Origin of the sequence: Mycobacterium genavense ATCC 51234 (genome assembly GCF_000526915.1) — a bacterium.
Lineage (GTDB): Bacteria > Actinomycetota > Actinomycetes > Mycobacteriales > Mycobacteriaceae > Mycobacterium > Mycobacterium genavense.
Genome location: NZ_JAGZ01000001.1, coordinates 820,308 through 833,240 on the forward strand (window position 1 = coordinate 820,308; position 12,933 = coordinate 833,240).

The 12,933-nt window shown below is 68.2% G+C and carries 15 protein-coding genes, 1 pseudogene and 1 riboswitch; of the genes and pseudogenes, 10 read left to right on the forward strand and 6 right to left on the reverse strand.

The features are described from left to right. The first annotated feature begins 12 nt into the window (after window positions 1-12). Entirely contained in the window at window positions 13-381 is a 369-nt protein-coding gene (locus T428_RS35925; protein WP_084298600.1) for a type VII secretion target, read from the forward strand. Here the strand turns inward: T428_RS35925 and T428_RS0104045 are convergent. Genes T428_RS0104045 through T428_RS0104055 form a run of 3 tightly spaced genes read right to left on the reverse strand, consistent with a single transcriptional unit; the run spans window position 335 to window position 2,339 of the window. Then, on the reverse strand, window positions 335-1,207 hold the full coding sequence (locus tag T428_RS0104045) for an SAM-dependent methyltransferase (protein WP_025735466.1): 873 nt from the start codon (window positions 1,205-1,207) through the stop codon (window positions 335-337). The genes T428_RS35925 and T428_RS0104045 overlap by 47 nt on opposite strands. A 5-nt stretch (window positions 1,208-1,212) precedes the next feature. Further along, window positions 1,213-2,028, reverse strand: a complete 816-nt coding sequence (locus tag T428_RS0104050) for a mycofactocin-coupled SDR family oxidoreductase (RefSeq protein ID WP_025735467.1) — start codon at window positions 2,026-2,028, stop codon at window positions 1,213-1,215. Beyond that, window positions 2,025-2,339, reverse strand: coding sequence for a putative quinol monooxygenase (locus T428_RS0104055; RefSeq protein ID WP_025735468.1), 315 nt, complete (start codon window positions 2,337-2,339; stop codon window positions 2,025-2,027). Before T428_RS0104055 ends, T428_RS0104050 begins: the two co-directional genes overlap by 4 nt. A 165-nt stretch (window positions 2,340-2,504) precedes the next feature. On the opposite strand from T428_RS0104055, the gene T428_RS0104060 reads away from it, so the two are divergent. After that, on the forward strand, window positions 2,505-5,009 hold the full coding sequence (locus T428_RS0104060) for an FtsK/SpoIIIE family DNA translocase (RefSeq protein ID WP_084298601.1): 2,505 nt from the start codon (window positions 2,505-2,507) through the stop codon (window positions 5,007-5,009). A gap of 2 nt (window positions 5,010-5,011) precedes the next feature. Here the strand turns inward: T428_RS0104060 and T428_RS0104065 are convergent, their stop codons facing one another. After that, a complete protein-coding gene (locus tag T428_RS0104065) occupies window positions 5,012-5,530 on the reverse strand; it encodes an amino-acid N-acetyltransferase (RefSeq protein WP_025735470.1) in 519 nt (172 codons plus the stop codon). A gap of 56 nt (window positions 5,531-5,586) precedes the next feature. On the opposite strand from T428_RS0104065, the gene pgsA reads away from it, so the two are divergent. The 4 genes and pseudogenes from pgsA (at window position 5,587) to pspM (ending at window position 8,305) form a co-directional block, all read left to right on the forward strand. Beyond that, entirely contained in the window at window positions 5,587-6,186 is a 600-nt protein-coding gene (gene pgsA / locus T428_RS0104070; protein WP_025735471.1) for a CDP-diacylglycerol--glycerol-3-phosphate 3-phosphatidyltransferase, read from the forward strand. A gap of 51 nt (window positions 6,187-6,237) precedes the next feature. Then, a complete protein-coding gene (gene clgR / locus T428_RS0104075; RefSeq protein ID WP_025735472.1) occupies window positions 6,238-6,567 on the forward strand; it encodes a transcriptional regulator ClgR in 330 nt (109 codons plus the stop codon). Window positions 6,568-6,642: 75 nt separating this feature from the next. Then, the gene (gene pspA / locus T428_RS0104080) at window positions 6,643-7,470 is read left to right on the forward strand and encodes a phage shock protein PspA (RefSeq protein ID WP_025735473.1); all 828 of its coding nucleotides are present in this window, start codon (window positions 6,643-6,645) and stop codon (window positions 7,468-7,470) included. 15 nt (window positions 7,471-7,485) lie between these two features. Beyond that, a pseudogene (pspM, locus tag T428_RS25480) lies at window positions 7,486-8,305 on the forward strand (phage shock envelope stress response protein PspM). Here the strand turns inward: pspM and T428_RS0104090 are convergent. Then, a complete protein-coding gene (locus tag T428_RS0104090; protein ID WP_025735474.1) occupies window positions 8,302-8,733 on the reverse strand; it encodes a limonene-1,2-epoxide hydrolase in 432 nt (143 codons plus the stop codon). The pseudogene pspM and the gene T428_RS0104090 overlap by 4 nt on opposite strands. Before the next feature lie 49 nt (window positions 8,734-8,782). Between T428_RS0104090 and T428_RS0104095 the strand changes: the two genes are divergently transcribed. Both T428_RS0104095 and T428_RS0104100 read left to right on the forward strand, forming a co-directional pair. Continuing rightward, on the forward strand, window positions 8,783-9,943 hold the full coding sequence (locus T428_RS0104095; RefSeq protein ID WP_025735475.1) for a glycosyltransferase: 1,161 nt from the start codon (window positions 8,783-8,785) through the stop codon (window positions 9,941-9,943). 23 nt (window positions 9,944-9,966) lie between these two features. Beyond that, window positions 9,967-10,161, forward strand: a complete 195-nt coding sequence (locus T428_RS0104100; protein ID WP_025735476.1) for a DUF3046 domain-containing protein — start codon at window positions 9,967-9,969, stop codon at window positions 10,159-10,161. Window positions 10,162-10,221: 60 nt separating this feature from the next. Here the strand turns inward: T428_RS0104100 and T428_RS0104105 are convergent, their stop codons facing one another. After that, window positions 10,222-10,896, reverse strand: coding sequence for a (2Fe-2S)-binding protein (locus T428_RS0104105; RefSeq protein ID WP_025735477.1), 675 nt, complete (start codon window positions 10,894-10,896; stop codon window positions 10,222-10,224). 42 nt (window positions 10,897-10,938) lie between these two features. Beyond that, window positions 10,939-11,075: riboswitch (cobalamin riboswitch) on the reverse strand. 166 nt (window positions 11,076-11,241) lie between these two features. On the opposite strand from T428_RS0104105, the gene recA reads away from it, so the two are divergent. After that, the gene (recA, locus tag T428_RS0104110; protein WP_025735478.1) at window positions 11,242-12,282 is read left to right on the forward strand and encodes a recombinase RecA; all 1,041 of its coding nucleotides are present in this window, start codon (window positions 11,242-11,244) and stop codon (window positions 12,280-12,282) included. Next, window positions 12,251-12,769 carry a recombination regulator RecX gene (gene recX / locus T428_RS0104115; RefSeq protein WP_025735479.1) on the forward strand — a complete coding sequence of 173 codons (519 nt, stop codon included), beginning with the start codon at window positions 12,251-12,253 and terminating at the stop codon, window positions 12,767-12,769. The genes recA and recX overlap by 32 nt, the downstream gene beginning before the upstream one ends. Window positions 12,770-12,933: the final 164 nt, after the last annotated feature.

Sequence of the window (12,933 nt, forward strand, 5' to 3'; positions counted from 1 at the left end):
GGAGAAGTAACCATGGCTGACCTGGCCGTCACCCCAGAACACCTCGACAGTTTGGCGATCAAGCAAGACCAAGCGGCCACCCAGGCGACGACCGCGGCATCGGCGGGCTCCAATGTGGAAATCGCCACCTGGGTCACCCACGGCGTCATCAGCGGGGTGTCCAATGTGGCGTTCACCAAAGCCGCGGCCGCACGGAAAAAGACCGCCGACGCCATGAGCAAGGCGTCGACCGACCTGCCGGCAAGCTGCGCACCGCGAAGGCCGTTTACGGAAGCGCCGACGACGAAGCGGGCAAGAGCATCGACAAGCAGCTGCTCGATCTTTGATCGACGCGTTAGGTCTTCTCCGCGTAGGCCGACCATTCCAGCTGCGAGGCTTTGAGTTTGCGGCCGGTGGGCTTGACATAACGCGCGACGAGTTCGTTTGGCCCGGCCTGTTCGATCAGCCGCCACCCGTACTCGGCGAGGAATCCGGCGACCTCGTCGGGCTCCAGCCCGAAATGCCAAAGTTGTTGGCGCTCACGCACATTGCGGTACAACGTGCGGGTGCCGTAGCGGTTCATACCGTCGATGAAGTTGCGGCGGACGTAGGTGAACACCAGCCGGCTGCCCGGCGCCGCCGCGCGTAGTCCGTCCAGTGTTCTCCGTACGCCGTCCTCGGTGAGGTACTGCGTCACGCCTTCGCAGATGAAGAGGGCGCGGTAGTCGGTGTGGTAGCCGTGCTCGGCCAGGGCGGTCAGCAGGTCGTCGCGCTCGAAATCCAAGGCCACCAATCGAACCGAGAGCCGCAGGCTGCCCAGCACCCTGCGGACCGCCTTGGCCTTGCGGGCGATGTTGACCGGCAGGTCCACTTCGAACACCGGCATCCGGACCCGCCGGTTCAGCAGGTAGGCGCGGGTGACCAGTCCGGCTACCAGGATGACGACGGCGTTGATATCACCCAGTGACTCGTTGAGCTTGTCGGCGATGAATCGCTTGCGGCAGGCCAGATTCGCCCACAGCCCGGGCCCGCTCCATTCCGATCCACGAACCATCAGGCGACGGATTGGCGCCGCTCGGGTCGCGGCGACCAGCCAGCGCATGGGGGCCGGCAAGAACAGGTCGGCGAGGTCGTCGTCGACCAGGCGCCGCCCGGCCGGTTCGTTCTGCTCGACGGCGGCGAGCAGCATCGGCCCAAAAGCGGTCTGCGCAGCGGGGTTTCGAGCCATGACAGCTACTTGTTCAGATAGCCCGCGTCGACCGGCAACGTCACCCCGGTGATGTAGCGGGCCTGGTCGGACACCAGCCAGGCCACCGCGTTGGCAATGTCCTCGGCGTCCAGCGTCGCCACCGGCATCGCGTTGCCCATCGCGGCGGGTGCGTCGCTCGCGGCGGCCATCTTGGCCAGCCATTCCCGGGTGAACTCGTTGTTGATCATCGGCGTATCCACACCGGACGGATGAATCGAGTTGACCCGAATCATCTCCCGCGCAAGCAGATTCGCGTATACCCGCATCAGCCCCACCACCCCGTGCTTGGCGGCGGCGTAGCCGACCGAACCCGCGTCAGCGCTGCCGACGCCGGCCAGCCCGGCACTCGAACTGATCAGCACGATCGACCCGCCGTCATCCTGGGCGACCATGGTCGGGATCGCGGCCTTGATGGTGTTGTAGACGCCGGTGAGGTTGACGTCGATCACATCGCGCCAGCCGTTGTCGCCGGACTGCATCGGCGCGATACCGGCGTTGGCCACCACGATGTCGAGTCGGCCAAGCTCGTCGATACCGGCCTGCACCGCGGCCGCCAGCGACGCGCGGTCGCGCACATCGGCCTGTTTGGCCACGACGCGGGCGCCAGCGTCTTCGACGAGTTTGACGGTGGCCGCCAGGTCCTCGGGCGTGGCCAGGGCATAGGGCACGCTGGGGATCTGCGCACACAGGTCGACCGCGATCACGTCGGCGCCGTCACTGGCCAGTCGCACCGCGTGGGCGCGGCCCTGGCCGCGGGCCGCGCCGGTGATCAGCGCGCCCCGCAACGGGCCCTCGGTCACCTGCGCAGCTGGCCCTTGTCCGGATCCCCGGCCGGGACAGGTTGCAGCATCTTGATGTCCGGTGCGCCGGCGAGATGCTCACCGACCGCGGTGAACATCTTGCCCACCGCGGGGGCGGTGCTGTGTGCCTTCAGCGCCTCCTCGTCGGCCCACTGCTCGACGAAGACGAAGGTCTCACCGGACTCGTGCACCGCGTACAGCTGGCAGCCGGGCTCGGAGTGCACCTCCTCGGCGGCGGCCTTGAGGATGTCGCGAACGGTGTCGATCGATTCCGGCTTCACAACGAAGGTGGCGAGGACGACGACGGCCATGCGGGCTCCTTGAGGGGTGATGGAGGCGATAGCTGTCACCCTACTCACGCCGCAGTGGCGTGAGTCAGCCCGCGTCCACCGGCGCTGGGACGCTCGAATTGTCACGTTTTTGTGACCCGTGTGGCAGATGGTGAATATGGGGCCGATGCGACTAGGCTGGACCCCATGGCTAGTAAGACCGCTGCTCGCTCCGGAACTCGAACGAGCAGGTCAAAGGCCACTTCGCGGTCCAGTGGGTCCCGAAGTGCGCGGCCGGCGCCTGCCCGCAAGAAGGCCGCCAAGAAAGTCGGCCGGCCGGCCAACCGGCACCACCGGTCGCTGCTGGTTGCCGCGGGGGTGACCGGCGGGCGCGCGCTGCGGGCCCTCTGGCTGATGGCGGCCCGGGGGACCGGCGGTGCGGCACGGTCGATCGGGCGGGCCCGCGACATCGATCCCGGGCACCGTCGCGACGGGATCGCGCTGGTTCTGCTCGCCCTGGCCGTCGTGATCGCCGCCAGCTCATGGTTCGGTGCCGCGCGGCCGATCGGCGCCTGGGTCGACGAGGTGTTGCGCACGTTCATCGGCGCCGGGGTGCTGGCGCTACCGGTCGCGCTCGGCGTGGTGGCGATCGTGCTGATGCGCACCCAGCCCAATCCCGAGGCGCGACCTCGGCTGATCCTGGGTGCCAGCATGATCAGCTTCTCGCTGCTCGGCCTGCGCCACCTCTGGTCAGGTTCGCCCGGTGACCCCGAATTGCGCCGCCGGGCCGCGGGATTCATCGGCTTTGCCATCGGCGGCCCGCTGGCCGACGGGCTGACAGCCTGGATCGCCGCACCGCTGTTGTTCATCGGCGCGCTGTTCGGGCTGCTGTTGCTGACCGGTACCACGCTGCGTGAGTTGCCCGAAATGATGCGGGCCCTGTTCGGCACCCCGTTCGTGGACGACCTCTACGCCGCCAACTATGACGACGACTACGACTACGACCAAGTCGATGACGAAGCGCGCGAAGACTTTTCCGACGGCTACCACGACGACGGCGCGCTCGAGCAGGAACCCGAGGCGTGGGCGCCTGCCGTCGCGTTGGACGATCCGCCGCCGGACGAGACTCCGACCGTCCCGGCGATCCCGAAGAGCCGCCGTCGTGCCGCCAAGAAGCCGGACACCCCGGTGCTGGACCGGGTCGTCGAAGGCCCGTACACGCTGCCGTCGCTGGAGCTGCTGGTCGCCGGCGACCCGCCCAAGAAGCGCAGCGCGGCCAACACGCAGATGGCCGAGGCCATCGGCGAGGTGCTGACCCAGTTCAAGGTCGACGCGGCCGTGATCGGCTGCACCCGCGGTCCGACCGTCACCCGCTACGAGGTGGAGCTGGGGCCGGGCGTCAAGGTCGAGAAGATCACCGCGCTGCAGAAGAACCTCGCCTACGCCGTGGCAACCGAGAGCGTCCGGATGCTCGCCCCGATCCCCGGCAAGTCCGCGGTCGGCATCGAGGTGCCCAACACCGACCGGGAGATGGTGCGACTCGCCGACGTGCTCACCGCGCCGTCGACCCGGCGCGACCACCATCCGCTGGTGATCGGGCTGGGCAAGGACATCGAGGGCGATTTCATCTCGGCGAACCTGGCCAAGATGCCGCACTTGCTGGTGGCCGGCTCCACCGGTTCGGGTAAGTCCAGCTTCGTCAACTCCATGCTGGTGTCGCTGTTGACGCGGGCCACCCCGGAAGAGGTCAGGATGATCCTGATCGACCCGAAGATGGTGGAACTGACGCCGTACGAAGGCATTCCGCACCTGATCACCCCGATCATCACCCAGCCGAAGAAGGCGGCCGCGGCGCTGGCGTGGCTGGTCGAGGAAATGGAGCAGCGCTACCAGGACATGCAGGCCTCGCGGGTGCGGCACATCGACGACTTCAACGCCAAGGTGCGCTCCGGTGCCATCACGGCGCCGCTGGGCAGCCAGCGCGAATACCGGCCCTACCCGTATGTGGTGGCGATCGTCGACGAGCTGGCCGACCTGATGATGACCGCGCCGCGCGACGTCGAGGACGCCATCGTGCGGATCACCCAGAAGGCCCGCGCCGCCGGCATTCACCTGGTGCTGGCCACCCAGCGCCCGTCGGTCGACGTGGTCACCGGGCTGATCAAGACGAATGTGCCCTCGCGGCTGGCGTTCGCGACGTCGTCGCTGACCGACAGCCGGGTGATCCTGGACCAGCAGGGCGCCGAGAAGCTGATCGGGATGGGCGACGGCCTGTTCCTACCGATGGGCGCCAACAAGCCGTTGCGGCTGCAAGGTGCCTTCATCACCGACGAGGAGATCCACGCCGTCGTCACCGCCTGCAAAGAGCAGGCCGAACCCGAGTACACCGAGGGCGTCACCACCGCCAAGCCCTCCGCCGAGCGCGCCGACGTCGATCCCGACATCGGCGACGACATGGACGTCTTCCTGCAGGCCGTCGAGCTGGTGGTGTCCAGCCAGTTCGGCTCCACCTCGATGCTGCAGCGCAAGCTGCGCGTCGGCTTCGCCAAGGCGGGCCGGCTGATGGACCTGATGGAGACCCGCGGCATCGTCGGGCCCTCGGAGGGGTCCAAGGCGCGCGAGGTGTTGGTCAAGCCCGACGAGCTGGCCGGAACGCTGGCGCTGATCCGCGGCGGGGCCGACGCCACCGGCGCGGATGACGGCGCCGAATAACGCTAGAGCAGCAGCAGCATTCGGGTGTTGCCCAGGATGTTCGGCTTGACGTAGCTCAGGTCGAGGAACTCGGCGACACCGATGTCGTAGGAGCGGCACATCTCCTCGAACACCTCGGCGGTGACCGGCGTGCCCTCGATCTCGGTGAACCCGTGCCTGCCGAAGAACTCAGTCTCGAAGGTCAGCACGAAGATCCGCTCCAGCTGCAGCTCGCGGGCGACGTCGAGCAGGCAGGTGACGATCGCGTGGCCGACGCCATGGCCCGTCGCGGCCGGGTCGACCGCGACGGTGCGGATCTCGCCGAGGTCCGACCAGAACACGTGCAGCGCCCCGCAGCCGACCACCCGGCCGTCGATCTCGGCCACCCAGAATTCCTGGACGGCCTCGTACAGCGTCACCAGGGCCTTCTCCAGCAAAATTTTGCCCGCATAGGTGTCGACGAGGTGCTTGATCGTGGGGACGTCGGATGTGCGCGCGCGCCGGACGACGACCTGCTGGCTATCCCGGGAACGTTCGGTCACGGATAACAGTATTGACATCGGGGGCGGGTGTGCTGGTCAACCGTTATCCTGTTGCCGTGTCGGGGCAGCCGCAGACAGGACCGGCGGCCGGACGCGCCGGCATCGCCAACCTGGCCAATGTCCTCACGCTGTTGCGGTTGGTGCTGGTTCCGATCTTCCTGCTCGCATTGTTCGCCGGGGGAGGCCACGAAACCGTCGCGCGGATCGTGGCTTTCGTGGTGTTCGCGGTGGCGTGCATCACCGACCGGCTGGACGGCCTGCTGGCCCGCAACTACGGCATGGCGACCGAATTCGGCGCGTTCGTCGATCCGATCGCCGACAAGCTGCTGATCGGCTCGGCGCTGGTCGGGTTGTCGATGCTCGGCGACCTGCCGTGGTGGGTGACGGTGCTGATCCTGACCCGCGAGATCGGTGTGACGGTGTTGCGGCTGGCCGTGATTCGCCGGGGCGTCATTCCGGCCAGCTGGGGCGGCAAAATCAAGACCTTCGTGCAGGCGGTGGCGATCGGGTTGTTCGTGCTGCCGTTAAGCGATCTGTCGGGGCCGTTCCTGGTAACGGCGTCGGTGGTGATGGCCGCCGCGATCGTGCTGACCGTGGTCACCGGAGTCGACTATGTGGCCTCGACCGTCAGGGAAGTGCGGCGGACGGGAACCTAGCCGGCCGCTGCCGGCGTTGACTTCATTAGGCAGTCGACGAAGGAGAGCGGGATGTCGCCATTGGTGCGCGAGGTCATCGGCGAGGTGCTGCGCCTGGCCCGAACCACGCAGGGCCGGACGCTGCGCGAGGTGTCGGACGCCGCGCGGGTGAGCCTCGGTTATCTGTCCGAGGTGGAGCGCGGCCGCAAAGAGGCCTCCAGCGAGCTGCTCCACGCGATCTGCGACGCGCTGGACGTCCCGGTGTCGGCGGTGCTCACCGACACCGGTGAGCGGATGGCGAACGAGGAACGCGCGGCGCGGACGGCCGAGGCCAGCGCGTCCACCATCGACGTCACCACCAAGGTCGTCATCCCGCAGGTCGCGTCTTTCGCGGTGGCCTGAGGGTGGGGCGATCGGCTCCGACCCGTTAAATTGAGCGACAGGGCCGTCCGGCACACAAGGAAACGGAGCTTACTCATGGCCAATCCGTTCGTCAAAGCGTGGAAATACATCATGGCGTTGTTCAACGCGAAAATTGACGAGCACGCCGACCCGAAGATCCAGATTCAGCAGGCCATCGAGGAAGCTCAGCGCACGCATCAGGCGCTGACCCAGCAGGCGGCGCAGGTGGTCGGCAACCAGCGTCAGCTGGAGATGCGGCTCAACCGGCAGCTCGCCGACATCGAGAAGCTCCAGGTCAACGTGCGCCAGGCGCTGACCTTGGCCGATCAGGCCACCGCCGCCGGCGACGGCGCCAAGGCCGCCGAGTACACCAACGCCGCCGAGGCGTTCGCCGCCCAGCTGGTCACCGCCGAGCAGAGCGTCGAAGATCTCAAGACGCTGCACGACCAGGCCCTGGGCGCGGCCGCACAGGCCAAGAAGGCCGTCGAGCGCAGCGCCATGGTGTTGCAGCAGAAGATCGCCGAGCGCACCAAGCTGCTCAGCCAGCTCGAGCAGGCGAAGATGCAGGAACAGGTCAGCGCCTCGCTGCGGTCGATGAGCGAGATCGCCGCGCCGGGCAACACCCCGAGCCTCGACGAGGTGCGTGACAAGATCGAACGCCGCTACGCCAACGCCGTCGGCTCCGCCGAGCTCGCCCAGAATTCCGTGCAGGGCCGCATGCTCGAGGTCCAGCAGGCCAGCGTCGAGATGGCCGGTCATTCGCGGCTCGAGCAAATCCGCGCGTCGATGCGTGGCGAGGCGCTGCCGACGGGCGGAACAGCCACCCCCGGGGCCACGCCGGCCACCCCCGCGCCCGCCGAGGGTGCCGGTGGCCAGGTGGCCGAGAAACCCTTCGGCCAGTAGCCCGGCCGGTGTGACGTGGCGGTGAAGGCGACGCATCGCGGGCTCTGGCGGGCGTTGTTGCAGCAGGGGCTGGACACCGTCGCCGACCTGACCGGCTTCGTCGCCCAGAAGATCAGCGCGGCCGCCGATCCGCGGGCTTGGCTGCTGCGCCGGCGTCGTCGGGCGCTGCGGTGGGCCTGGATCTTCACCGTCGGCAGCGTGTTCTGGGGTTTGGTCACGGCGGTGCTGGCGTGGTGGGGCTGGTTCGTGTTGCTGCTGCAGATCACCGGCGCGATCGCGGTTCTCGAGGTGATCCCCGCGACGTTGTTGTTCTTCCGCTACCACTGGCTCAAGGCCGAGCCGCTGCCGGCCAGCCGGCCCGCCGTCGCGCGCCGGCTGCCGCCACCGGGTTCGGCGGCGCGCCCCGCGATGTATGTGCTGGGCGCGTCCGAGCGGGGTTTCTTCTCGCTGCTGGGCGTCATCGAACGCGGCGCCATGTTGCCGCCCGCCGAGATCGCCGGCCTGAGCGCGGCGGCGAACAGAACCTCGGCGGCGATGGCGTCCACCGCCGCGGAGGTGGTGTCGATGGAGCGCGGCGTGCAACTCCGAGTCGTCGCGGGCATATCTGGTGCCCACCATCAACGCGTTCACCGCGCAGCTCGGCGCCGGGGTCCGGCAGTACAACGAAATGGTCACCGCCGCAGCGCAATTGGTTTCCTCGGCAAACGGTAAGGCAAACGGTGACGGGTTAGCCGACGCGCACCAGCGTTACCGCGCCGAACTGGTCGAGGCCACCGATCGCCTGACCGGCTGGGCTCAGGCGATCGACGAACTCGGCGGCCTGCCGGGCCGTTAGAACGAGGCTTTGAGCGACGGCAGGACCAGCGCTGCCACCCCGCGCAGCAACGCCTTGGTCACGTCGAAGAAGTCAAAGTAGTCCCGCCACAGCGTGATTCGTCCGTTGTGCACTTCGAACACGCCGCACACCCAGAACTGCAGGCGCAGCGGGCCCATGATCAGCGCGTCGCTGCGCTCGGTGAGCACCGCGGCGCCGTCGGCGGCGATGCGGTGGATCTTCACCTCGAATCCCGCGCGACCGTCCATGCGGCGGAGGAGCTTCATCGTCCGGGCCCGGCCATGGATCGTCGGCAATCCGACGTTTTCGTAGACGAGGTTGTCGTCCAGGGAGGCGTCCGCGGTCTCGTAATCCGCGTCCATCAGCGCGTTCAGAAACGTCTCGACCGTGCGCGTGTTCGCGACGGCTGTCCCAGTCAGCTCGGTCATGGTGCCAGCGTAGGCGCGTGGCCATCGGGCGCTGTGGCAGGGTGAGGCGGTGCGAGTCGCCGTGGTCGCCGGGCCTGATCCCGGGCACTTGTTTCCCGCGATCGCGCTGTGTCGGCGGTTCCGGGACGCCGGCGACGAGGCCACCCTGTTCACCGGCGAGGAATGGCTGCCGGCCGCGCGCGACGCCGGCATTTCCGTGGTCGCGCTCGACGGGCTGGCCGCCACCGACGAAGACGTCGACGCCGGGGCCCGAATCCACCGGCGCGCGGCGCGGATGGCGGTGCTCAACGTCCCGCTGCTGCGCGACCTGGCGCCCGACCTCGTGGTGTCCGACGTCATCACCGCCGGCGGCGGCATGGCCGCCGAGCTGCTCGGGATTCCGTGGATCGAGCTCAACCCGCATCCGCTGTACCTGCCGTCGAAGGGGTTGCCGCCGATCGGCAGCGGGCTGGCGCCGGGGACCGGCCTGCGCGGCCGGTTGCGCGATGCCGTGATGCGGGCGCTGACGGCGCGCTCGGTGCGTGCGGGGCTGGCGCAGCGCGCGTCGGCGCGCACGGAGATCGGGCTGCCGGCACGCGATCCCGGGCCGCTGCGTCGGCTGATCGCGACGCTGCCCGCACTCGAAGTGTCCCGCCCGGACTGGCCGGCCGAGGCCGTCGTGGTCGGGCCGCTGCACTTCGAGCCGACCGATCACCTCCTCGAGGTCCCGGCCGGTTCCGGGCCGGTGGTGGTCGTCGCGCCGTCGACCGCCCTGATCGGCACTGAGGGGCTGGCCGAGGTCGCGCTGGACTGCCTGAGGCCGGGGGAGACGTTGCCGGCGGGGTCCCGGCTGCTGGTGTCGCGGCTGGACGGCCCGGATCTGACGGTGCCGCCATGGGCGGCCGTCGGGCTGGGACGTCAGGACGAGTTGCTGGCGCATGCCGACCTGGTGATCTGCGGCGGCGGGCATGGAATGGTTGCCAAGACGCTGCTGGCCGGGGTACCGCTGGTGGTGGTTCCCGGCGGCGGTGACCAATGGGAGATCGCCAACCGGGTGATGCGTCAGGGCAGCGCGCGGCTGATTCGGCCGTTGACTGCCGATGCGCTGGTGGAGGCGGTGAACGACGTGTTGTCGACGTCTCGCTACCGTGAGGCGGCGCGCACCGCCGCAGCCGGCATCCACCGCGTCGCCGACCCGGTGCGGGTATGCCATCAGGCGCTCGCGAAATAGCCGGGCTCGGTATGTTGGCTGGCGTGCGGCTGACGGAGTTCAACGAGCGGGTGGTGCTGCGATTCGGCGCCGCCTACGGTGCGTCGGTGCTGGTCGATCACGTGCTGGCGGGTTTCGACGGCCGGACCGCCGCCCAGGCGATCGAGGACGGCATCGAACCCCGAGACGTCTGGCGGGCGTTGTGCGTCGACTTCGATGTGCCCCGCGAGCAGTGGTGAACCCCTAGCCGTGTGTGTCTAGGGCGCCACACGAGCACACTGGCCACCGCCGGCGCATACTCAATGCCGGGCCTGGCGCGGCGTCTGCCGAAACACGCAGTCGCCGCACACGGATCGTCCGGGGAGGCGATAGAACAGGCAGCAGCTGTCGCGCCGGAAGCCCAGATGTGAGCCGGTGAGCGCGCCGGATCCGTTCAGCACGCCGGTGTCCAGCAGCGATTCGGTGATCTCGACGATCCGCGCGCGCAGGTCGGGCCGGGCCGCCAGCAGCGCCCGCGACGTGCCGACCAGTGCGGACGCGATGTTGCCGGCCAGCAGGGCGGGTGCCAGTTTGACCCGCAGCCCGGCCGCGAACGGCAGCATGTGGTGGTGCACCACCAGGCGATACACCTGGGCGGCGAGGTCGGTGACCGGCTCGCCAATCGGTTCGGGCAGGCGCAGCTGCGCCCCGTCGTCGGCGCGTTGCAAGTCGTGCAGGTCGACGACGACGCCGTGGGCCAACGCGCAGGCCAGCACCGGCGACCACAGCCGGGTGGCGTGGCCGAGGTGAACGAGCGAGGCGGCGATCCGTAGGTCCGTCGTGCGGTAGCGCTGTGCGGTGGTGTCGATCAAGCCGGCGAAGCCGTCGGCGTAGTCCCGACGGACCGGGTGCCATCCGAGCGCGCCGCCGCCCACGGTCAACGCGAAAAACCCTTTGTAGGAAGATATTTCGGCAAGCTCGCCGGAGATATCCATGCGTACGCGTCCAGCCTCTCCGGGGAGATCCGCCCCAGCATGCAGCGAGAAGCGCCGGCGGTGAGTATCTGGCTCTCGGGCCCGAATCATTGCCCGATCACAGTGGCGGGACCGCACCGGATTCGCACCGGTTTCCTCGTCATGCAGGGTCATGCGGGCCCGTCGGCGCCCTGTCGGTAGCCGATATTGCCACACCCGACTCTCGCGGCGTGTCGAACTTGAATCGAACAGGTGTTCGTCTACTGTGGTGATCACCCGAAGAGGACGACTTGTCGGTGGCCAGCTCTAGTGTCACGGCCAACCGACCGATACCGGTCAGAAGAACACCGACTATAGGAGAGCACCATGGTGCAAGCCCCCGACCGCGAGAAGGCTCTCGAGCTGGCGATGGCCCAGATCGAGAAGAGCTACGGCAAAGGCTCGGTGATGCGTCTCGGTGACGAGCAGCGTCAGCCGATCTCGGTCATTCCGACCGGATCCATTGCGTTGGACGTGGCCCTGGGCATCGGCGGGTTGCCCCGTGGCCGGGTCGTGGAGATCTACGGCCCGGAATCCTCGGGTAAGACGACCGTCGCCCTGCACGCGGTGGCCAATGCCCAGGCCGCCGGCGGTGTCGCGGCGTTCATCGACGCCGAGCACGCCCTGGACCCGGACTACGCCCGCAAGCTCGGCGTCGACACCGATTCGCTGCTGGTCAGCCAGCCCGACACCGGTGAGCAGGCGTTGGAGATCGCCGACATGCTGATCCGCTCCGGCGCCCTGGACATCCTGGTCATCGACTCGGTGGCCGCCCTGGTGCCGCGCGCGGAACTCGAAGGCGAGATGGGCGACAGTCACGTCGGGCTCCAGGCCCGGCTGATGAGCCAGGCGCTGCGGAAAATGACTGGCGCGCTGAACAATTCGGGAACCACAGCGATCTTCATCAACCAGCTCCGCGAAAAGATCGGCGTGATGTTCGGCAGCCCCGAAACAACAACGGGCGGAAAGGCTTTGAAGTTCTACGCCTCGGTGCGCTTGGATGTGCGCCGGATCGAGACGCTCAAGGACGGCACCGATGCGGTCGGCAACCGCACCCGGGTCAAGGTCGTCAAGAACAAGGTGTCGCCGCCGTTCAAGCAGGCCGAGTTCGACATCCTCTACGGCCGCGGTATCAGCAGGGAGGGCTCGCTGATCGATATGGGTGTGGATCAGGGCTTCATCCGTAAGTCCGGTTCCTGGTTCACCTATGAGGGCGAGCAACTCGGCCAAGGCAAGGAAAACGTCCGCAACTTCCTGGTGGAGAACGCCGATATCGCCAACGAGATCGAGAAGAAGATCAAGGAGAAGCTCGGCATTGGCGCGGTGTTGACCGACGATGACGTCCTCCCAGCCCCCGTCGATTTCTGACCCCTCCCGCGAAGAGCAGGCGCGGGCGTTGTGCCTGCGCCTGCTCACCGCCCGGTCGCGCACCCGGGCCGAGTTGTCCGGCCAGCTCGCCAAACGCGGATACCCAGGCGACGTCAGCGCTCGGGTACTCGACCGGCTGACGGCCGTCGGGCTGGTGGACGACCGGGACTTCGCCGAGCAGTGGGTCCGATCCCGGCATACCAGAGCGGGAAAGAGCAGGCGCGCCTTGGCCGCCGAGCTGCACACCAAGGGCGTCGACAAAGACGTCATCGACACGGCGCTGGCCGGCATCGACGCTGGTGCCGAACGAGACCGGGCCGAGGAATTGATCCGGGCCAAGCTGCGGCGGGAGACGCTCAGCGGGGACGACGCGCGCATCACCCGCCGGCTGGTGGGAATGCTGGCCCGGCGCGGCTACAGCCAGAACCTGGTCTGCGAGGTTGTGCTGGCCGAGCTGAGCGCCGAGCGGGAACGCCGCCGCGTCTAGCAGACGAGGCGCGCCCGTACCGCCGATTCGGTGAGGCGTGGTTCGACACGGTCCCGAAAAGTCCAGCGTCGGTGTCTTTTTCACGACTTCATAGCTTCGTGAATGCTTCAGCATCCTGTCACGAATCATTTACAACAGCCGTGTGTAGTTCCTCGTGCTCACGC

Coding starts and splice junctions, on each gene's coding strand:
- T428_RS35925 (WP_084298600.1), top strand. CDS start 13: ATGGCTGACCTGGCCGTCACCCCAGAACACCTCGACAGTTTGGCGATC.
- T428_RS0104045 (WP_025735466.1), bottom strand. CDS start 1,207: ATGGCTCGAAACCCCGCTGCGCAGACCGCTTTTGGGCCGATGCTGCTC.
- T428_RS0104055 (WP_025735468.1), bottom strand. CDS start 2,339: ATGGCCGTCGTCGTCCTCGCCACCTTCGTTGTGAAGCCGGAATCGATC.
- T428_RS0104060 (WP_084298601.1), top strand. CDS start 2,505: ATGGCTAGTAAGACCGCTGCTCGCTCCGGAACTCGAACGAGCAGGTCA.
- clgR (WP_025735472.1), top strand. CDS start 6,238: ATGTCGCCATTGGTGCGCGAGGTCATCGGCGAGGTGCTGCGCCTGGCC.
- pspA (WP_025735473.1), top strand. CDS start 6,643: ATGGCCAATCCGTTCGTCAAAGCGTGGAAATACATCATGGCGTTGTTC.
- T428_RS0104090 (WP_025735474.1), bottom strand. CDS start 8,733: ATGACCGAGCTGACTGGGACAGCCGTCGCGAACACGCGCACGGTCGAG.
- T428_RS0104105 (WP_025735477.1), bottom strand. CDS start 10,896: ATGGATATCTCCGGCGAGCTTGCCGAAATATCTTCCTACAAAGGGTTT.
- recA (WP_025735478.1), top strand. CDS start 11,242: ATGGTGCAAGCCCCCGACCGCGAGAAGGCTCTCGAGCTGGCGATGGCC.
- recX (WP_025735479.1), top strand. CDS start 12,251: ATGACGTCCTCCCAGCCCCCGTCGATTTCTGACCCCTCCCGCGAAGAG.